The sequence below is a fragment of the Chryseobacterium sp. 'Rf worker isolate 10' genome (genome assembly GCF_050753305.1).
Classification (GTDB): domain Bacteria; phylum Bacteroidota; class Bacteroidia; order Flavobacteriales; family Weeksellaceae; genus Chryseobacterium.
This window is the reverse complement of the sequence record NZ_JBOZOF010000002.1, coordinates 470,720-486,331: the sequence shown is the minus strand read 5'-3', so window position 1 is coordinate 486,331 and position 15,612 is coordinate 470,720. Positions and strand designations below refer to the sequence as shown.

Here is a 15,612-nt window from a genome sequence, read left to right as displayed (position 1 = left end):
AAAAGAATATAGAACTACTTCTTATTCATCCTTAATTTTATTATTGAGAAATTAAATCCTATTTTTGTCATACAAATTTTTTGAACAATGCCGAATATTTCAAACAGAGCACTGCATATGCCGCCATCGCCGGTAAGAAAACTGGTTCCCTTTGCGTTACAAGCGAAACAAAAAGGAATAAAAGTATATCACCTTAATATCGGACAGCCTGATATTGAAACTCCGGAAACGGCTTTAAATGCTTTAAAAAACATAGATTTAAAAGTATTGGAATATGCGCTTTCTGAAGGGAATATAGAATATAGAAAAGCCCTTACAGAATACTATCATTCTTTAGGCTTTTCAGATCTTACTCCTGATAATTTCATTGTTACCAATGGAGGTTCTGAAGCCCTTAACTTTGCGATCTCTACTTTATGTGATGAAGGGGACGAAGTGATTATTCCTGAGCCTTACTATGCCAATTATAATGGCTTCACCAGCACATTTGACGTGAATGTAGTAGCTGTACCTTCTACTATTGATACAGGTTTTGCATTGCCTCCTGTGGAAGAATTTGAGAAAAAAATTACAGAAAAAACAAGAGCAATTATCATCTGTAATCCAGGAAACCCTACAGGATACCTGTATACCCGTGAGGAGCTTCAAAAGCTTGCAGAAATTGCTTTAAAATATGACATCGTAATCATCTCTGATGAAGTATACAGAGAATATGTATATGATGGAAAACAGCAGATCTCAATGCTTGATTTCCCAGAATTAGCTGAAAACTGTATCATCATTGATTCTGAATCCAAACGTTATTCTATGTGCGGGGTAAGAATCGGATGTATGGTTACCCGTTCCAACAAAATCCGTAATGCTGCCATGCTTTTTGCACAGGCAAGATTAAGCCCGGTTCTTTTGGGACAGATTGCAGCAACAGCGGCACACCAGAACGATGGTCCTTATATCAGAGCGGTAAGAGAAGAATATACCCACAGAAGAAACGTATTGGTAGATCTTTTAAATGCCATTCCTGGTGTTATCTGCCCTAAGCCAAGAGGTGCTTTCTACTGTGTGGCTGAGCTTCCGGTAGATGATACTGAAAAATTCGCACAATGGCTGCTTGAGAAATATGCTCTAAACAATGAGACGATCATGGTAGCTCCTGCAGGAGGATTCTACAGTAATCCGGAATTAGGGAAGAAACAGGTAAGAATTGCCTACGTTCTGAAAGAAGAAGATTTAAAAAGAAGTGCTGAAATCCTTAAGGAAGCTCTAAAGAAATATAGAGAAGAATTCAGCCTGTAAAACATACACTATGCCGACAACAAAAATCACACATCTGAAAATGCTGTTTTCGATTCTTTTGCTGTCGGCATTTTTTTCCTGTGATTCAAAAAAAGCGGAAAAAGCCGACACTCATAAAAATCCTAACGAGATCACCTTTATCAGTGTATCAGATATTGGTGGAACTCTCGGCAGCTACAGGATCATTAAAGCCACAAAAGACTCTGTTTTTGCAGAAAAAGGAATGACAGCTAATCAAACCCACAAAGCGTGGGCATCGGCCATCAGTACAGATACCTGGAAACAACTTATATCATCGGTCAACATTGCAGATCTCGATCATATAAAAAGTTCTCACAGCCGACAGTCTGTGGACGGAATGGATGAAACATTTCAGATCCGGACTCCAAAAAAGTCGCATATCTACGTGAATGCTTATGCAGATACTTTACATTACAAGCAGTTACAACAATTTAAAGAACAACTAGACAAAATTCTTCCCAAAGAATACAAATAAAACATGCAAGAAAATTTTTCATTAAAGCCTTATAACACATTCGGAGTTGAAGCCAATGCTCATTATTTTACTGATGTTAATAATGTTGATGAATTAAAAGAGGCTATCACTTTTTCGAAGGCCCACTCTCTTCAGCTTCTGTTTTTGGGAGGTGGAAGCAACATTCTTTTGACCAAAGATTTTGACGGCCTTGCCATCAAACTTAATTTAAAAGGTATTTCCGAACAGAGCATCAATGAAAATGAAGTATTGATAACCGCAAAAGCTGGTGAAAACTGGCATGAATTTGTAATCTACTGCCTGCAGAAAAATTTCGGCGGACTGGAAAATCTTTCTTTAATCCCCGGAAATGTAGGAACTTCTCCTATGCAGAATATTGGAGCTTATGGAACGGAGATCAAAGATATTTTTGTCAGCTGCAAAGTATTGGATCTTGAAAACTTCGAAGTTGAAACATTCAATCTTGAACAATGCAGATTCGGATATAGAGATTCTATTTTCAAGCAGGAAGGAAAAGGCAGATATGTTATTCTTGAAGTCACTTTTAAGCTTACCCAAAAAGACCACCATATCAAAACGGAATATGGAGCCATACAATCTGAGCTGGAAAACTTAGGAATAAAAAATCCCACCATTCAGGATGTTTCTAAAGCTGTAATCAATATCCGTCAAAGCAAACTGCCGGATCCTAAAGAAATCGGAAATGCCGGAAGCTTTTTCAAAAACCCTACCATTCCTTTAGTGCAGTTTGAAGCTTTAAAACAAAAGTTCGAAAATATACAGGGTTATCCAAACGGGAATATGGTAAAAGTTCCTGCAGGATGGCTTATTGAACAGTGTGGATGGAAAGGAAAGCAAATCGGAAATGCCGCTTCCCATAAGTTACAGTCACTGGTGATCATTAATGCAACAGGAAATGCTACCGGAAAAGAAATTTTCGATTTTTCCACTGAAATTATTAATTCTGTGAAAGAAAAATTCGGGATTGAGCTTGAAAGGGAAGTAAATATTATTTAAAAATATAAAAGGCTGATTCATATGATTTCAGTCTTTTTTTATTACTTATTTTCTGGAAGTGTTGGGTAAACGCGAAGACGCAAGGATCTTTAATTTTCTTTGTTATTATTTTAGGTCGCAGGGATTTTATCTCCAATAAAATTGAGTTCCGTATATTTTTTAATAAGGTAATCTCGCATAGATTTCACAGATGACCCAGATCTTTAGGACTCTGTTTTTTTTATTTCATGCTTGCTGAAAATCTTCGATTTTCTCGCGTCTTAAAAACTAACTGTTATTCAAAAACTTTGCGCCCTTGCGTTTTCTAATAATATTTCCACTTACTCTATAGCGATACATCATCAAAAAAATCATTATTTTAGCTAAAAATTACAATTCGAGATGAAAATAGCTATTCTTGGAGCCGGAAATATGGGGCTTTCTTTCTCAAAATCTTTTTTGAAATACGAACTGATCAAACCTGAAAATCTGCATCTTATTATCAGAAATCAGGAAAAAATCTCCAAAATAGCTGAAGAATTCCCCAAATCTAAAATTTCCACCTTTGAAGAAGTCAAAGAGCTCGATGCTGATTTGATCATCATTGCTGTAAAACCCCAGGATTTTCATGCAGTAGCTCAAAATATTCAGTTTACATTAAAAGAAAACCAGATGGTACTATCCATCATGGCGGGAATTAATATTGAGAAAATTCAAAAACTATTAAATCACCCACTCGTTGTAAGAGCAATGCCAAATTCTCCTACTCTTCTGGGAATGGGAATTACGGGATATACTGCTGCAGACGGAATTTCCTTCAGTCAGTTAATCAATATAGAACGATTACTGAACAGCACCGGAAGATCAGTATATTTGGAGGAAGAAGAGCTTCTGGATGGAGTTACGGCACTTTCAGGAAGTGGCCCTGCTTATTTCTATTATATCATTGACGCAATGATTAAGGCCGGAATTGAAATGGGAATTGAAGAAAACCTTTCCAAGCTTTTTGTAAAACAAACCATGCTGGGAGCCTATCATCTGATCAATAACTCAGAAAAAAATCTTGAAGAACTGATTAAAGATGTTGCATCTAAAGGTGGAACTACCGAAGCAGCTTTAAAAACATTTGAAGAAAACAGCTTCAAAGATATTCTGAAACAGGGAATTCTGAATGCCGAAAAACGTGCTAAAGAACTAAATAACTAAAATTCTTTTCCATAAACCTGCAAAGCAGCCAGCCTAAATACACTCCAAAAGTATTCAGGATGATATCATCTACTTCAAATATTCCCAATCTTGTAAAGTATTGAAGAGCTTCCACAATAATAATTGCAGCAATAAAATTAATAAGTAACGGTTTTAAATCTCTAAGTTTCGGAAAAACCCAGCCCAAAAAACCAAATGGAATAAACATCACAACATTTCCGAGAACCACCGTTACAGTTTCTCTCCAGTATCTGACTCCCTGGATATATTTAATGGTGGAAAGTATGGGTTCTACCGTAATCAGATTATCTTCATACTGGAATCTGCCCATCCCTAAAAACATCAGATAGAGCAAAAACAGCGTATACGGTACGATAAGGATTTTATATATTTTTTTCAACATTGCACCGCTAAGATATTCATTTCAAAAAAATAATCAATATCCTTTAAAACAGATTTTTAAAATTTATCAATACAAAAAAAGAGAGCGATTATGCTCTCTTTTACATTCTATTATGCCTATTTCCTTTTCATTGGAATCTGCAGATTTGTCGGCCGGTTTGCTTCTGTATCAAAACCTCTTCCATCAATATTTCTTGCTCCCCAGAACATCATATCATTAAAAATATAAATCAGATCATATTCTTTAAAAACCTGTCCTTCGCTCAATCCGAACGGAAGAAACTTTTTTCTCAATATACTTTGAGATTTTCCGGTTTCCCAGGTTTCAAAATGATCTTTTGCCAAGCTATTTAAAACATCTGTGAAATTTTGAATTAATGGCGTTACTTCATACGCTACATCAGCTGTAAAATCTACTTTCTGTGCTCCTTCAGCAATGGGATGATCTCCCTTCCATTCTGCATGTCCTTCAAGAGCAAGTTTAGCCAGAGGGATTTCTCCGTAAGGGTCTGCATAATTAATTATTTCCAGCTTAAAATGATCTTCCGGAAGCAATGAAAATGATCTTTTCAAATAAAAAGGTTTTAAACTTCCGTCTTCATTTTTTAACGAACTGGGACGGATTTCCGTTGAAATACTCTCCCATTCTCCCAAAGCATTATTTCTTATCTGTTCCATCATATTGTTTCTTATTTTTAAGTGAATTATATGGGAAACATTGAATTTCCATTCGCTGAATTTTCTGCTGTTACTTCTTCCTGCAGTACATCCCAGTGTTCCACGATTTTTCCATTATCCACTCTGAAAATATCTACTGCAATCATATTCTTTCCATTCCAGTTCGTGTAACGTCCATGGATCATAACAATATTTCCATTTTCTGTAATAACACCCGGTTCATACCCAAAATCTGCCGGTAACAATGGTAAAAGCTGCTTCAAAGCATCAGTACCGTTGGGAATTGCAGGATTATGCTGAGTATAATGCTCTCCGAAATATTGGTCAAATGCTGTAATATCCCGATCAATAAATACAGCGCTAATTGCTTTTAATACTAATTCTTTATTATTCATATTTTGTTATTTTTTATAGCTGCGAAGTTATTACCTTTGTCATGTTTATTAATACTAGTCTCAATTATTATTTATAGTACATTTTTTTAGACCAATGGAAAATAAAAGAAAAACTAAAGATTTCAATCCCAATAATTGCCCGGTGACTCATTTCTATAATAAAGTAGGCGGTAAATGGAAAACGGTAATTATGTATGGAATAAGTATGAACGTAAACCGTTTCAGCATGCTTCAGAAAGCCATTCCTATGATCAGTAAGCAAATGCTTGTAAACCAGCTCAGAGAAATGGAAGAAGACCAGATTATTGAAAGAACCATCTATGCCGAAATCCCTCCCAGAGTAGAATATAAACTCACGGACTATGGCAAAACATTCATGCCAATACTGATGACTATTCAGGATTGGGGAATTAAAGATATGGCCTTAAAAAATTAATTTTTTAATAATTTCTTTTGGCTTTGAGTTTCTTTTTACAAGTCTTATTTTTGCATTATATTTTATCTCAATGAAATACGTATTACTTACCCTTATTTCAGCAATGCTGCTGTCGGTTTCATGGCCAACTTACGGAGTTCCGTTTTTTATATTTTTTGCCCTTGTTCCACTTTTGATGATGGAACATGGAGTTTCAAAATTTTCGGATTATAAAAGAAAAAGCTGGGTGGTCTTCGGATTGTCATATGTATGCTTTGTGATCTGGAATGTAGTCACTACAGGATGGCTGTATGGTTCAAAGAATCCGGACGGAAGCCACTCTCTGATGGCTGTTGTATTTCCGGTGCTGGTAAATTCTCTTTTATACTCTTTAGTATTCCAATGTTATCACTGGTATAAAAATGCACAGGGAACGTATTGGGGACTTGGATTTCTGATCGCCATCTGGATGAGTTTTGAAAAATTTCATTTGGGATGGGAATTGACATGGCCATGGCTAAACCTTGGAAATGTATTCTCAGACTACCCCAAGCTGATTCAATGGTATGATACACTGGGAGCAACCGGAGGAAGTTTTTGGATTCTCCTCATTAATGTTTTCATATTCTACACAGTAAGAACCTGGGAAGCCGGAAGAAAAAGAAAAGATCTGATCAAAAATTCTGCTATTGCAGGGGCTTTAATTGTTTTGCCAATGATTATTTCGGTAGTCAAATACAATAACTTTGATGAAAAACCAACCGGACAGGTAAACGTTCTGATGCTGCAGCCGGACCTTGACCCTTATGCAGAAAAGTATTCGAAAGACAGCCTGACCATAGAACGGGATTTACTGGCTCTTGCTGAAAAAAACTCAACAGGCAAAATTGATTATTATATCGCTCCGGAAACGGCACTTCCGGGTAGAGGTTCTATTTCTGAAACAGCTTTTGAAAAGAGTTTACTTTTAAATAACATCAAAGGATTTTTATCCCAACATCCGGGATCTGTTTTTGCAACAGGAATTTCTTCACACCGTTTCTTTTATAATCCTGCGGACTTACCCAAAGAAGCTTACCAGATCAACAACGGTGTTTGGGTGAGCAGTTACAATACAGCCATTCAATTGGTTCCTAATCAAAAAGTTCAGGCTTACCACAAAGGAAAACTCGTACCAGGTGTTGAAATATTCCCTTATATGAATGTTTTAAAACCACTTTTAGGAGATGCTATGCTCAATCTCGGAGGTACTGTGGCGTCTTTGGGAACAGATAAAGAAAGAGTTGCTTTTTCAAATCCTTATAATAAAGGTAAACTAGCACCTATCATCTGCTATGAAAGCATTTATGGTGAGTTTGTAACAGACTATGTGAAAAAAGGAGCTAATTTCTTAGGCATTATGACCAATGACTCCTGGTGGGGTGTTACAGAAGGACATAAACAGCTTTTATCTTATGCTAAACTAAGAGCTATTGAAACCAGAAGGGAAATCGCCCGTGCTGCCAACAGTGGAATTTCAGCGCACATCAATGCGAAGGGAGAAGTGACTGCTGATACTTTTTATGGAGATCAAACAGCTTTATTTGCGAAAGTGAATCTATATGATACCATGACATTCTATACCAGAGCAGGAGATATACTTTCAAGGTTCTCCATATTTGCACTAGGGTTTCTATTATTTTATTTTTTGATTGAATGGTTTAAAAAGAAAACGAAGAAAGCTTAGTCTTAAACACAAATTGCACAAATTCCGCATGAAAAACACAAAATCTGCGTAATCGGCAAGATTTGCAAGCCTTGATTACGCAGATTTTTATTTTATGAAGTTTTACTTTAACTTAAATATGTAAAATATTTACCGCAAAAAAAGAGAAAAGCCAGCTGGACGTCTGGCTTTTCTCATTGATAGAAGATAGAATTGATTCAATTACTTAATCGTAAGTTTTCTTGTGGTTATTTCGCTTTTTATCTTCAGTTTTAATAAATATACTCCTTTCGGTAAATGAGAAACATCAATAGACTGATCTCCATTTACACTGATATTCAATTTTTTTCCATCCATAGAATACATTTCGGCTTCCGAAACTTTATCTCCTTTGATGTATACCTTATCGGATACCGGATTCGGATAAATGACAAGCTGTTTATCAGATTTAATTTCTGCCGTCCCCAACGTACTTTGTGTGGAAGCATCAGAATATACTTTTGAAGCATCAATAGATTTTACACTCCAGTACACATTCTGAATAGCCGGATCAAGCTCCAGAAACCATGATGGTGTTGTCACTACATATTTAGCAATATCATGAGCTCCCTGTGTAGATCCTACTGTAATTTCATAGCGTAACGCATTCTCCGGAGTTTTATCATCCGAAGCACCACTCCATGTAAAATTGAACCTGTTTCCGTTTTTCGTCATGTTCAGCTGAGTGGGTGCAGTAGGTTTAGCATTCACTGCTGTAGAATTATTTTTAAATACTTTCGTCAGCGAAGGCAGATCGGAAGCAGCCCAATCAAATCCACCCAGTAAGATATCCAGATGATGATCATTATTAAAATCAAAAAGATGCACCATTCCCGGACCACCCAGGTCAGTAATGCCTGTTATTGTTCCTTCATTAAATTTATTATTGGCAGCATCATAAATATAAGTTTTCACTACCGCATTGTAATTTTCATTCCCTGAAATAATAAAGTCATAATAACCGTCATTATTCAGATCACCAACGTTTAATGAAACATCAGAAATATCAGTTCCTGTAATCATTTGAGGAGCCAAATTACCTGTACCGTCATTCATAAGAACGGCAAAATATCCGTCGTCATTTCCATCCCTTCCAACAATAACAATATCCTGAAATCCATCCGCATTAAAGTCTGCAAAATCTATTTTCCCTACTCCAACCGGAGCAAGATCCTGCGTAGGAGTTAAAACTCCTGCCTGATTCATATATACTTTAGATACTGGAGTACCATTGATGTCTGATCCTATAATCACAAGATCCAAAAGGTTATCATTATTCAGATCTACCATTTTAAAACTTCCGCTCTGAGTACCATCTGCCCAGTTTTCCGTCATATCAAAACCAGCACCTGTATTCTTATAATAATCCAATGTATTTCTGAAACCTCCGCCATGCGCATACTGAGTTCCATTGATGGCATAATCAGGTTTTCCATCATGATTAAAATCAAAAACTTCTATAGATCCATAAATTTTGCCGGGAAGTTCATCCTCTTTTACAAACCCTGTTCCCGTATTTCTAAACCGATAGTGTTTATAATTAACGACATCCATGTAGCTAAGCCCGGTAGAAACAATATCCATCAGCCCATCATTATTATAATCAATGAACCTAATATCGCCAAGATGCGTCACATCTGCTCCCAATCCTGCATACGGCAATAATGTTGTTCCATTATTTTTATAGACTTCATTATGAGTACTGTCTACGTTTCCATCACCATCAGAATCAATCGCTCCGTTCAGCACAATATCCATTGTTCCGTTGTTGTCCATATCTGCAATATCAGCTGCAGAATAATAAAAATTATTCATGCCGGTCTGGATCTCAGTAAAGCTCTGAGCCATGATGCTGACAGGTAACATAGACAATAAAATATAAATCCTCCTCATAGTTGTTTTTATTTAGATTAATTAAAAACAAAGATAGAATATTAAATTCTGAGCTTAAAAAAAAGCCTGTATGAAATATATCAGCACCCATTATCTGCTGTATCCCAAGGATTCTACTATTTTAAAAATTCAATATTATTAATCAGCTACTTATTTACAAATATTTTCCAAAAGATTTGTCTATCTAAAAAATTCTTCGTTATTTTGCACTCTCAAATATTATACAAATAAGAACATCGAGATATGTCAAGAATTTGCCAAATAACAGGAAAGCGTGCAATGGTTGGTAACAACGTTTCTCACGCTAATAACAAAACGAAGCGTCGTTTTGAAATTAACTTATTAGAGAAGAAGTTTTACCTTCCGGAGCAAGATAAGCACGTTACACTGAAAGTATCAGCTCATGGATTGAGAGTGATTAACAAGATTGGAATCGAGGAAGCTATTGAAAGAGCTACTAGAAACGGATTGATTAAAAAGAATTAATAAATCATGGCAAAAAAAGGAAATAGAGTTCAAGTAATCCTTGAATGCACAGAGCACAAAGAAAGTGGTATGCCAGGAATGTCTAGATACATTTCTACAAAAAATAAAAAGAACACTACAGAGAGATTGGAATTGAAAAAATACAATCCTGTTCTTAAGAGATCTACCCTTCACAAAGAAATTAAGTAATTTATAAATAATAACTTACCATGGCAAAGAAAGTAGTAGCAACCCTACAAAGCGGTCAGTCTAAGAAAATGACGAAAGTGGTGAAAATGATTAAGTCTTCTAAATCAGGAGCTTACGTTTTCGAAGAAAAAGTAATGAATGCTGACGAAGTAGACGGTTATTTGAAAAAATAATCAGTACTTTGTTTACAATATAAAAAACTACTCATATTTTGGGTAGTTTTTTTGTTATCTTTGTGCACCAGATTATTAATCAGTAAAGTATGAAAAAGATACTTGTTCTGGCCTGCACAGCAACTTTTCTATTTTCATTCAGTCAGAAAACTATGAATCCTGTAGAATATAAAAGTTCGCCAAAAGTTTTCAACATAAAAGGCCTGTCACAATCAGTAAGTATTGACTGTGGCAGTTCCAAAATGATTTTACTATCCGGACAGGTACCTCTGGACCCGGAAGGTAATCTTGTGGGAAATACTATAGAGGAACAGACGCATCAGGTTTTCAAAAACATTGAAAGTATCCTGAAAGAATATGGAGGAACAGGAAAAGATATTATCAAACTGGGAATCTTTACCACAGACATCAAAAAAACACCTGATTTCAGAAAAGTAAGGGATTTGTATGTCAACCTTCAGAGCCCTCCTGTAAGCACCCTTGTGGAAGTGAGCAGGCTTTTCAGAGACGATGTATTTATAGAAGTAGAAGTCACAGCAGTGATTAAAAATAAATAAGAATAAACTAAAACTATGAGTTGGTTTAAAAATATTTTCAAAAAGGAAGAAAAAGAAACCTTAGACAAAGGATTGGAAAAATCCAGTCAGGGATTCTTTGAAAAAATGACGAAAGCCGTAGTTGGCAAAAGCAAAGTAGATGATGAAGTACTTGATGATCTTGAAGAAGTACTGATCGCATCTGACGTAGGTGCCTCCACTACCATCAAAATCATTGAAAGAATTGAAGAACGCGTTGCCAGAGACAAATATGTAGGAGTAAACGAACTGGATCAAATTCTTCGTGATGAGATTTCAGGACTACTGCTTGAAAATCCTCATGCCGGTACAGGAAATATTGACACTTCCAAAAAGCCCTATGTCATCATGGTAGTAGGAGTAAACGGGGTCGGAAAAACAACTACCATCGGAAAGCTGGCTCACCAGTTCAAATCAGAAGGTAGAAAAGTAGTTCTTGGAGCTGCAGATACCTTCAGAGCCGCTGCAGTAGACCAGCTTGTCATCTGGAGCGAAAGAGTGGGTGTTCCCATTGTAAAACAGGAAATGGGATCAGATCCTGCCTCCGTAGCATTTGATACCGTGCAAAGTGCTGTTGCACAAAATGCAGATGTTGTCATCATTGATACAGCAGGGAGACTTCATAATAAAATCAACCTGATGAATGAACTTTCCAAGATCAAAAGAGTAATGCAAAAGGTTATTCCTGATGCCCCTCATGAGATTCTTTTGGTTCTTGACGGCTCTACCGGTCAGAATGCATTCGAACAGGCAAAACAGTTTACAGCAGCAACGGAAGTAAATGCTTTAGCAGTAACAAAACTGGATGGAACCGCAAAAGGAGGTGTTGTAATCGGCATCTCAGATCAGTTCCAAATTCCGGTAAAATATATTGGTGTAGGTGAAAAAATGCAGGATTTGCAACTTTTTAATGGTACGGAATTTGTAGACTCATTCTTCAAGAAAAGATGATTTATATCATGCTTTCCCTTATATTAGCAAACAATTCATTTTAAATATTAACAATAAAAAAATTTGCAACTATGGGAATTATAACATGGATCTTATTCGGTCTTATTGCAGGTGCAATTGCTAAAATGATCATGCCCGGAACTCAGGGAGGAGGATGGCTAATCACTATTATCCTTGGAATTTTGGGAGCATTTGTAGGAGGAGCTATAGGAGTTTACGTTCTACATTGGGGAGATGTCACTTCCTTCTGGAATCCGAGAAGCTGGATTCTTTCAATCGGAGGAGCTTTACTCATTCTCTGGATTTACGGAATGGCCACCAGAAAAAGCTGATAATACGCTTATAAAAAATAAAATCCCGGATCTGAAATTTCAGATCCGGGATTTTTGTATACAATATAAAATTTAGTTAGTTGTTGATTCTAATCTGATATGGCATTTCCATTTTCACCTCAGACTGTAATTTTTTATCTGTAATCTGCTGCAGAATCTCATAGTTGGATTTACCAATCTTGTTCTTGATAATTCTCGCAGAAACCTCTTCTTCATTCAGATCTTTAAAGATTTGTTCGAATGGTGACATTCTCTTAGGGAAATCATCTATCTGGTAAGATTTTAATCCAGCTTTCTGTGCTGCAAACTTCACCGCATCATTCAAAGTACCAAGTTCATCTACCAGACCAATTTCTTTAGCACGAACACCACTCCATACTCTACCTCCGCCTACATTGTCAATCTGCTCAAAAGTTTTCTTTCTGTTCTGAGTCACAAAATGTACAAATCTTTTATAAGTACCTTCTACACTTCTCGTCATCATATTTACTCCATAAGGTGTTACTCCGTTTAATCCGGAATAATACATAGAATTGGCATTGGTAGCAACAATATCCGCACGGATTCCGTTTTTGCTTGCAATATCTTTATAGTAAGGCATCACCCCAAATACCCCGATAGAACCGGTAAGTGTATTAGGTTCTGAATAAATCTTATCCGCTGCCATCGCTACATAATATCCTCCTGAAGCTGCATAGTCACCAAAAGAAACTACCAATGGCTTTTTCTTTTTCAGCTGCTGCAATTCAAATAAAATCTCATCAGAAGCATTAGCACTTCCTCCCGGAGAGTTGATTCTGAAAACGACAGCTTTCACTTTATCATCTTCCTGAAGTTTTTTGATATATTTCACATATTTCTCAGAATGAATATCATTATACTCATCTCCGTTGTTGATAGATCCTGAAGCATACAATACGGCAATTTTTTCACCTGACTTATCTTCATCAGCATAAGAACTGATATAGCTCGCCAAAGAAATCTTGTTCAGCTTTTCTTTATCCTTTACATTCAGTTTTGTCTTAAGAAGATCTTCATACTCTGATTTCTGAATAAGCTTATCCGCAAGTTTATATTTTAAGCTTTGTTCAGGAATCATTCCATATAAACTATCTGTAATTGTTCTGAACTGAGCCGTATCAATTTTTCTTGAAGCAGCCATTTTATTGGATGTGTTTTTCCAAAGATCATTCAAAAGAGTGCTTAATTGTTCCTTATTCTCCGGAGAAATATCATTTCGTAGAAAAGGTTCTACGGCAGATTTAAATTTCCCATGACGGATCACTTCAATCCCAATACCATATTTATCAGCAAAATCTTTAAAGAAGGTTACCTCTGTAGATAGACCTTTCAATTCAATTCCTCCTGCCGGATGCAGATAATATTTATCAGCTACAGATCCTAAATAATAAGCAGATTGTGAAACTCCGTTACCGTAAGCATATACAAACTTTCCACTTTTCTTAAAATCTTCAATAGCATTTCTGATATCATCAATCTGAGTAAGACCTGCATTCAAATCATCTGCTTCGATACTGATTCCTTTAATATTATCATCGGTTTTAGCTTTATTAATAGCTTCCAATGCATCATATAAAAGAACACTTTTATTTTGGGCACCTATACCGAACAATCCCATCTGCTCTTCAGTAGGACTGTCAATTATATTTGTCTTTAAATTAATCGTAAGAACCGAGTTCTTTTTCACCGCTGCCGACTTATCACTTCCCATAGAACTGAACACAAGCATCACAATGAAAAAGATGAAAAATAAAGCGCAAAGTATGACAATTGCTACTATATTTGCCAAAACATTTTTAAAGAAACTTCTCATAAATCAATCAATTTTCCAATATGTCGCAACATAAGGTCGTTTTGTTACTAGGAAGTAACTTAGGAGAGCAAAAAAAAAATGTAGAGCATGCACTCGAGAAGATAAAAGAGGCAGGAAATAACATTTCACAAATAAGCGAATATTTAATGTCTGAACCCGTAGAATTTGTCAGTTCCAATATTTTTTGTAATATTGCAGCAGTAATATTCACACATCTTTCACCAATTCAACTGCTTGATTGTATTAAGAATATAGAAGTTGAAATGGGTAGAATTAATGATTCAAAAGTATCCGGAGGCTATACTGACAGGATAATTGACATTGATATTATTAAGTATAATGAATTAAACTTTACATCAGAAAGATTAGAAATCCCTCATAAAAAACATCTTTTTGAAAGGGATTTTTCAAGAGTATTATTAGAAAAATTTATTTAAAACATAAAACAAATTGTATGAAATTAGGTTTATTATTATTGGCTACAACCTTGCCAATTGCTGCTTTCGCTCAGAATAGCAGTACAACGGTAAACTCTTCCACAGAGTACCCTAATACATTCTCTTCAGGTTCCGCTAATATGCAGCCTTTCGACAACAAAGCCAGACGTTTCAGAGACTGGTCTATTTCTGTTGGAGGAGGTCCTGCATTTATGGTTCACTCCGATTTAAAATCTATCCGCAAGGATAATATTAAATGGGGATATAATGCTTATGTAAGTATTGATAAACAAATCTCACATACTTTCGGTTTAAGCATCATGTATACAAGAGGAGAAACAAAACAGACAGGGCAACTTGCCGGAGCTGCAGGACAGGCTGCCGGAGTAGCTACCGCTACAACTCAAGTTGATCAGCTGGCTTTATTAGGTGATATTAACTTCTCTAATCTATTAAGAAGAGTTGATAATCATTCTCCATACAGATGGGCTTTCCATGGATATATGGGAATTGGTCTTCAGGGATATAGAACTTCATTGCATGACAATGATAAGAATAAATGGGGTAATAAAACAGCACCTACATTTATTGATGCTCCTTTGGGAATCGGTTCTGTATACTATCAAGGAGGACTAGGACTAAAATATAATGTATCTAAGCTTATTGACATTGAAGCTAGAACTATGTATTTTATTAGTGGTGATGATGAATATGATGGAGGAGGTCTTGCATACAACAACTATAATTTGATTAATCCTAGAAAATCAGATAATTCATGGGCTGTAACCTTAGGGGCAAGCTTCAAATTAGGAAAACATGAATCTCATCTTGCGTGGCATGATCCTCTTCAGGAAGCCTACTACAGAACTAGTGTTTTAGAAAATGCCTCTACTGATTTTGTAGTTTGTGAGAAAGGAGATGCAGACAATGATGGAGTATGTGACGATTGGGATAGACAGCTTGATACTCCTGCAGGTGCAAGAGTAGATGGTGCCGGAGTTGCTTTGGATATGGATCTTGACGGAGTTATAGATCTTTATGATAAATGTGTAACTGTTCCGGGACCTGTTGAAAATAATGGATGTCCAGTAAAATAATTAAATAAAATTTCTTTTTT

General features: G+C 36.1%; 19 protein-coding genes. 14 read left to right on the top strand and 5 right to left on the bottom strand.

The genetic code is table 11. The annotated features are described in order from the left end of the window. Positions 1-87 precede the first annotated feature (87 nt). From LKL37_RS12190 to proC, 4 genes are all read left to right on the top strand, one after another. Entirely contained in the window at positions 88-1,293 is a 1,206-nt protein-coding gene (locus LKL37_RS12190; protein ID WP_105701883.1) for a pyridoxal phosphate-dependent aminotransferase, read from the top strand. Between the two features lie 10 nt (positions 1,294-1,303). After that, positions 1,304-1,789 carry a hypothetical protein gene (locus tag LKL37_RS12185; protein ID WP_431610841.1) on the top strand — a complete coding sequence of 162 codons (486 nt, stop codon included), beginning with the start codon at positions 1,304-1,306 and terminating at the stop codon, positions 1,787-1,789. A gap of 3 nt (positions 1,790-1,792) precedes the next feature. Next, on the top strand, positions 1,793-2,806 hold the full coding sequence (gene murB / locus LKL37_RS12180) for a UDP-N-acetylmuramate dehydrogenase (RefSeq protein WP_431610840.1): 1,014 nt from the start codon (positions 1,793-1,795) through the stop codon (positions 2,804-2,806). A 381-nt stretch (positions 2,807-3,187) separates the two neighbouring features. After that, a complete protein-coding gene (gene proC, locus LKL37_RS12175) occupies positions 3,188-3,991 on the top strand; it encodes a pyrroline-5-carboxylate reductase (RefSeq protein WP_431610838.1) in 804 nt (267 codons plus the stop codon). Here proC and LKL37_RS12170 read toward each other — a convergent pair. The 3 genes from LKL37_RS12170 to LKL37_RS12160 form a co-directional block, all read right to left on the bottom strand. Then, positions 3,972-4,394 carry a VanZ family protein gene (locus tag LKL37_RS12170; protein WP_431610837.1) on the bottom strand — a complete coding sequence of 141 codons (423 nt, stop codon included), beginning with the start codon at positions 4,392-4,394 and terminating at the stop codon, positions 3,972-3,974. The genes proC and LKL37_RS12170 overlap by 20 nt on opposite strands. A 116-nt stretch (positions 4,395-4,510) precedes the next feature. Next, positions 4,511-5,074, bottom strand: coding sequence for a hypothetical protein (locus LKL37_RS12165; protein WP_431610836.1), 564 nt, complete (start codon positions 5,072-5,074; stop codon positions 4,511-4,513). A gap of 23 nt (positions 5,075-5,097) precedes the next feature. Next, positions 5,098-5,466: a nuclear transport factor 2 family protein gene (locus tag LKL37_RS12160; protein WP_431610834.1), complete on the bottom strand. Its 369-nt coding sequence runs from the start codon at positions 5,464-5,466 to the stop codon at positions 5,098-5,100. Between the two features lie 94 nt (positions 5,467-5,560). On the opposite strand from LKL37_RS12160, the gene LKL37_RS12155 reads away from it, so the two are divergent. Together LKL37_RS12155 and lnt are read left to right on the top strand one after the other, a co-directional pair. Beyond that, positions 5,561-5,902, top strand: coding sequence for a winged helix-turn-helix transcriptional regulator (locus LKL37_RS12155; protein ID WP_431610833.1), 342 nt, complete (start codon positions 5,561-5,563; stop codon positions 5,900-5,902). Positions 5,903-5,972: 70 nt separating this feature from the next. After that, positions 5,973-7,607 carry an apolipoprotein N-acyltransferase gene (gene lnt, locus LKL37_RS12150; protein WP_431610832.1) on the top strand — a complete coding sequence of 545 codons (1,635 nt, stop codon included), beginning with the start codon at positions 5,973-5,975 and terminating at the stop codon, positions 7,605-7,607. A gap of 201 nt (positions 7,608-7,808) precedes the next feature. Here the strand turns inward: lnt and LKL37_RS12145 are convergent, their stop codons facing one another. Beyond that, positions 7,809-9,518 carry a T9SS type A sorting domain-containing protein gene (locus tag LKL37_RS12145; protein ID WP_431610831.1) on the bottom strand — a complete coding sequence of 570 codons (1,710 nt, stop codon included), beginning with the start codon at positions 9,516-9,518 and terminating at the stop codon, positions 7,809-7,811. A 243-nt stretch (positions 9,519-9,761) separates the two neighbouring features. On the opposite strand from LKL37_RS12145, the gene rpmB reads away from it, so the two are divergent. The 6 genes from rpmB to LKL37_RS12115 all read left to right on the top strand — a co-directional run bounded on the left by rpmB (position 9,762) and on the right by LKL37_RS12115 (position 12,224). Then, on the top strand, positions 9,762-10,004 hold the full coding sequence (gene rpmB / locus LKL37_RS12140) for a 50S ribosomal protein L28 (RefSeq protein WP_002976757.1): 243 nt from the start codon (positions 9,762-9,764) through the stop codon (positions 10,002-10,004). 6 nt (positions 10,005-10,010) lie between these two features. Then, positions 10,011-10,193 carry a 50S ribosomal protein L33 gene (gene rpmG / locus LKL37_RS12135; protein ID WP_027373683.1) on the top strand — a complete coding sequence of 61 codons (183 nt, stop codon included), beginning with the start codon at positions 10,011-10,013 and terminating at the stop codon, positions 10,191-10,193. Between the two features lie 20 nt (positions 10,194-10,213). Next, complete coding sequence (locus LKL37_RS12130) at positions 10,214-10,366, top strand: DUF4295 domain-containing protein (RefSeq protein ID WP_073175385.1); 153 nt, start codon at positions 10,214-10,216, stop codon at positions 10,364-10,366. Positions 10,367-10,455: 89 nt separating this feature from the next. Then, the gene (locus tag LKL37_RS12125; RefSeq protein WP_431610830.1) at positions 10,456-10,923 is read left to right on the top strand and encodes a RidA family protein; all 468 of its coding nucleotides are present in this window, start codon (positions 10,456-10,458) and stop codon (positions 10,921-10,923) included. 15 nt (positions 10,924-10,938) lie between these two features. Continuing rightward, positions 10,939-11,892: a signal recognition particle-docking protein FtsY gene (gene ftsY, locus LKL37_RS12120; protein ID WP_431610829.1), complete on the top strand. Its 954-nt coding sequence runs from the start codon at positions 10,939-10,941 to the stop codon at positions 11,890-11,892. A gap of 71 nt (positions 11,893-11,963) precedes the next feature. Further along, positions 11,964-12,224 (top strand): GlsB/YeaQ/YmgE family stress response membrane protein, encoded by a 261-nt coding sequence (locus LKL37_RS12115; RefSeq protein WP_431610828.1) that lies wholly within the window; start codon positions 11,964-11,966, stop codon positions 12,222-12,224. A gap of 76 nt (positions 12,225-12,300) precedes the next feature. Here the strand turns inward: LKL37_RS12115 and sppA are convergent, their stop codons facing one another. Then, the gene (gene sppA / locus LKL37_RS12110) at positions 12,301-14,058 is read right to left on the bottom strand and encodes a signal peptide peptidase SppA (protein ID WP_431610826.1); all 1,758 of its coding nucleotides are present in this window, start codon (positions 14,056-14,058) and stop codon (positions 12,301-12,303) included. 20 nt (positions 14,059-14,078) lie between these two features. Between sppA and folK the strand changes: the two genes are divergently transcribed. Continuing rightward, positions 14,079-14,495 (top strand): 2-amino-4-hydroxy-6-hydroxymethyldihydropteridine diphosphokinase, encoded by a 417-nt coding sequence (folK, locus tag LKL37_RS12105; RefSeq protein ID WP_431610825.1) that lies wholly within the window; start codon positions 14,079-14,081, stop codon positions 14,493-14,495. A gap of 17 nt (positions 14,496-14,512) precedes the next feature. Next, on the top strand, positions 14,513-15,592 hold the full coding sequence (locus LKL37_RS12100; protein ID WP_431610824.1) for an OmpA family protein: 1,080 nt from the start codon (positions 14,513-14,515) through the stop codon (positions 15,590-15,592). The last annotated feature ends 20 nt before the right edge of the window (positions 15,593-15,612 follow it).

Coding starts and splice junctions, on each gene's coding strand:
- LKL37_RS12125 (WP_431610830.1), top strand. CDS start 10,456: ATGAAAAAGATACTTGTTCTGGCCTGCACAGCAACTTTTCTATTTTCA.
- rpmB (WP_002976757.1), top strand. CDS start 9,762: ATGTCAAGAATTTGCCAAATAACAGGAAAGCGTGCAATGGTTGGTAAC.
- sppA (WP_431610826.1), bottom strand. CDS start 14,058: ATGAGAAGTTTCTTTAAAAATGTTTTGGCAAATATAGTAGCAATTGTC.
- folK (WP_431610825.1), top strand. CDS start 14,079: ATGTCGCAACATAAGGTCGTTTTGTTACTAGGAAGTAACTTAGGAGAG.
- LKL37_RS12130 (WP_073175385.1), top strand. CDS start 10,214: ATGGCAAAGAAAGTAGTAGCAACCCTACAAAGCGGTCAGTCTAAGAAA.
- LKL37_RS12160 (WP_431610834.1), bottom strand. CDS start 5,466: ATGAATAATAAAGAATTAGTATTAAAAGCAATTAGCGCTGTATTTATT.
- proC (WP_431610838.1), top strand. CDS start 3,188: ATGAAAATAGCTATTCTTGGAGCCGGAAATATGGGGCTTTCTTTCTCA.
- murB (WP_431610840.1), top strand. CDS start 1,793: ATGCAAGAAAATTTTTCATTAAAGCCTTATAACACATTCGGAGTTGAA.
- LKL37_RS12155 (WP_431610833.1), top strand. CDS start 5,561: ATGGAAAATAAAAGAAAAACTAAAGATTTCAATCCCAATAATTGCCCG.
- LKL37_RS12190 (WP_105701883.1), top strand. CDS start 88: ATGCCGAATATTTCAAACAGAGCACTGCATATGCCGCCATCGCCGGTA.
- ftsY (WP_431610829.1), top strand. CDS start 10,939: ATGAGTTGGTTTAAAAATATTTTCAAAAAGGAAGAAAAAGAAACCTTA.
- LKL37_RS12185 (WP_431610841.1), top strand. CDS start 1,304: ATGCCGACAACAAAAATCACACATCTGAAAATGCTGTTTTCGATTCTT.
- LKL37_RS12165 (WP_431610836.1), bottom strand. CDS start 5,074: ATGATGGAACAGATAAGAAATAATGCTTTGGGAGAATGGGAGAGTATT.
- lnt (WP_431610832.1), top strand. CDS start 5,973: ATGAAATACGTATTACTTACCCTTATTTCAGCAATGCTGCTGTCGGTT.
- rpmG (WP_027373683.1), top strand. CDS start 10,011: ATGGCAAAAAAAGGAAATAGAGTTCAAGTAATCCTTGAATGCACAGAG.
- LKL37_RS12170 (WP_431610837.1), bottom strand. CDS start 4,394: ATGTTGAAAAAAATATATAAAATCCTTATCGTACCGTATACGCTGTTT.
- LKL37_RS12115 (WP_431610828.1), top strand. CDS start 11,964: ATGGGAATTATAACATGGATCTTATTCGGTCTTATTGCAGGTGCAATT.
- LKL37_RS12100 (WP_431610824.1), top strand. CDS start 14,513: ATGAAATTAGGTTTATTATTATTGGCTACAACCTTGCCAATTGCTGCT.
- LKL37_RS12145 (WP_431610831.1), bottom strand. CDS start 9,518: ATGAGGAGGATTTATATTTTATTGTCTATGTTACCTGTCAGCATCATG.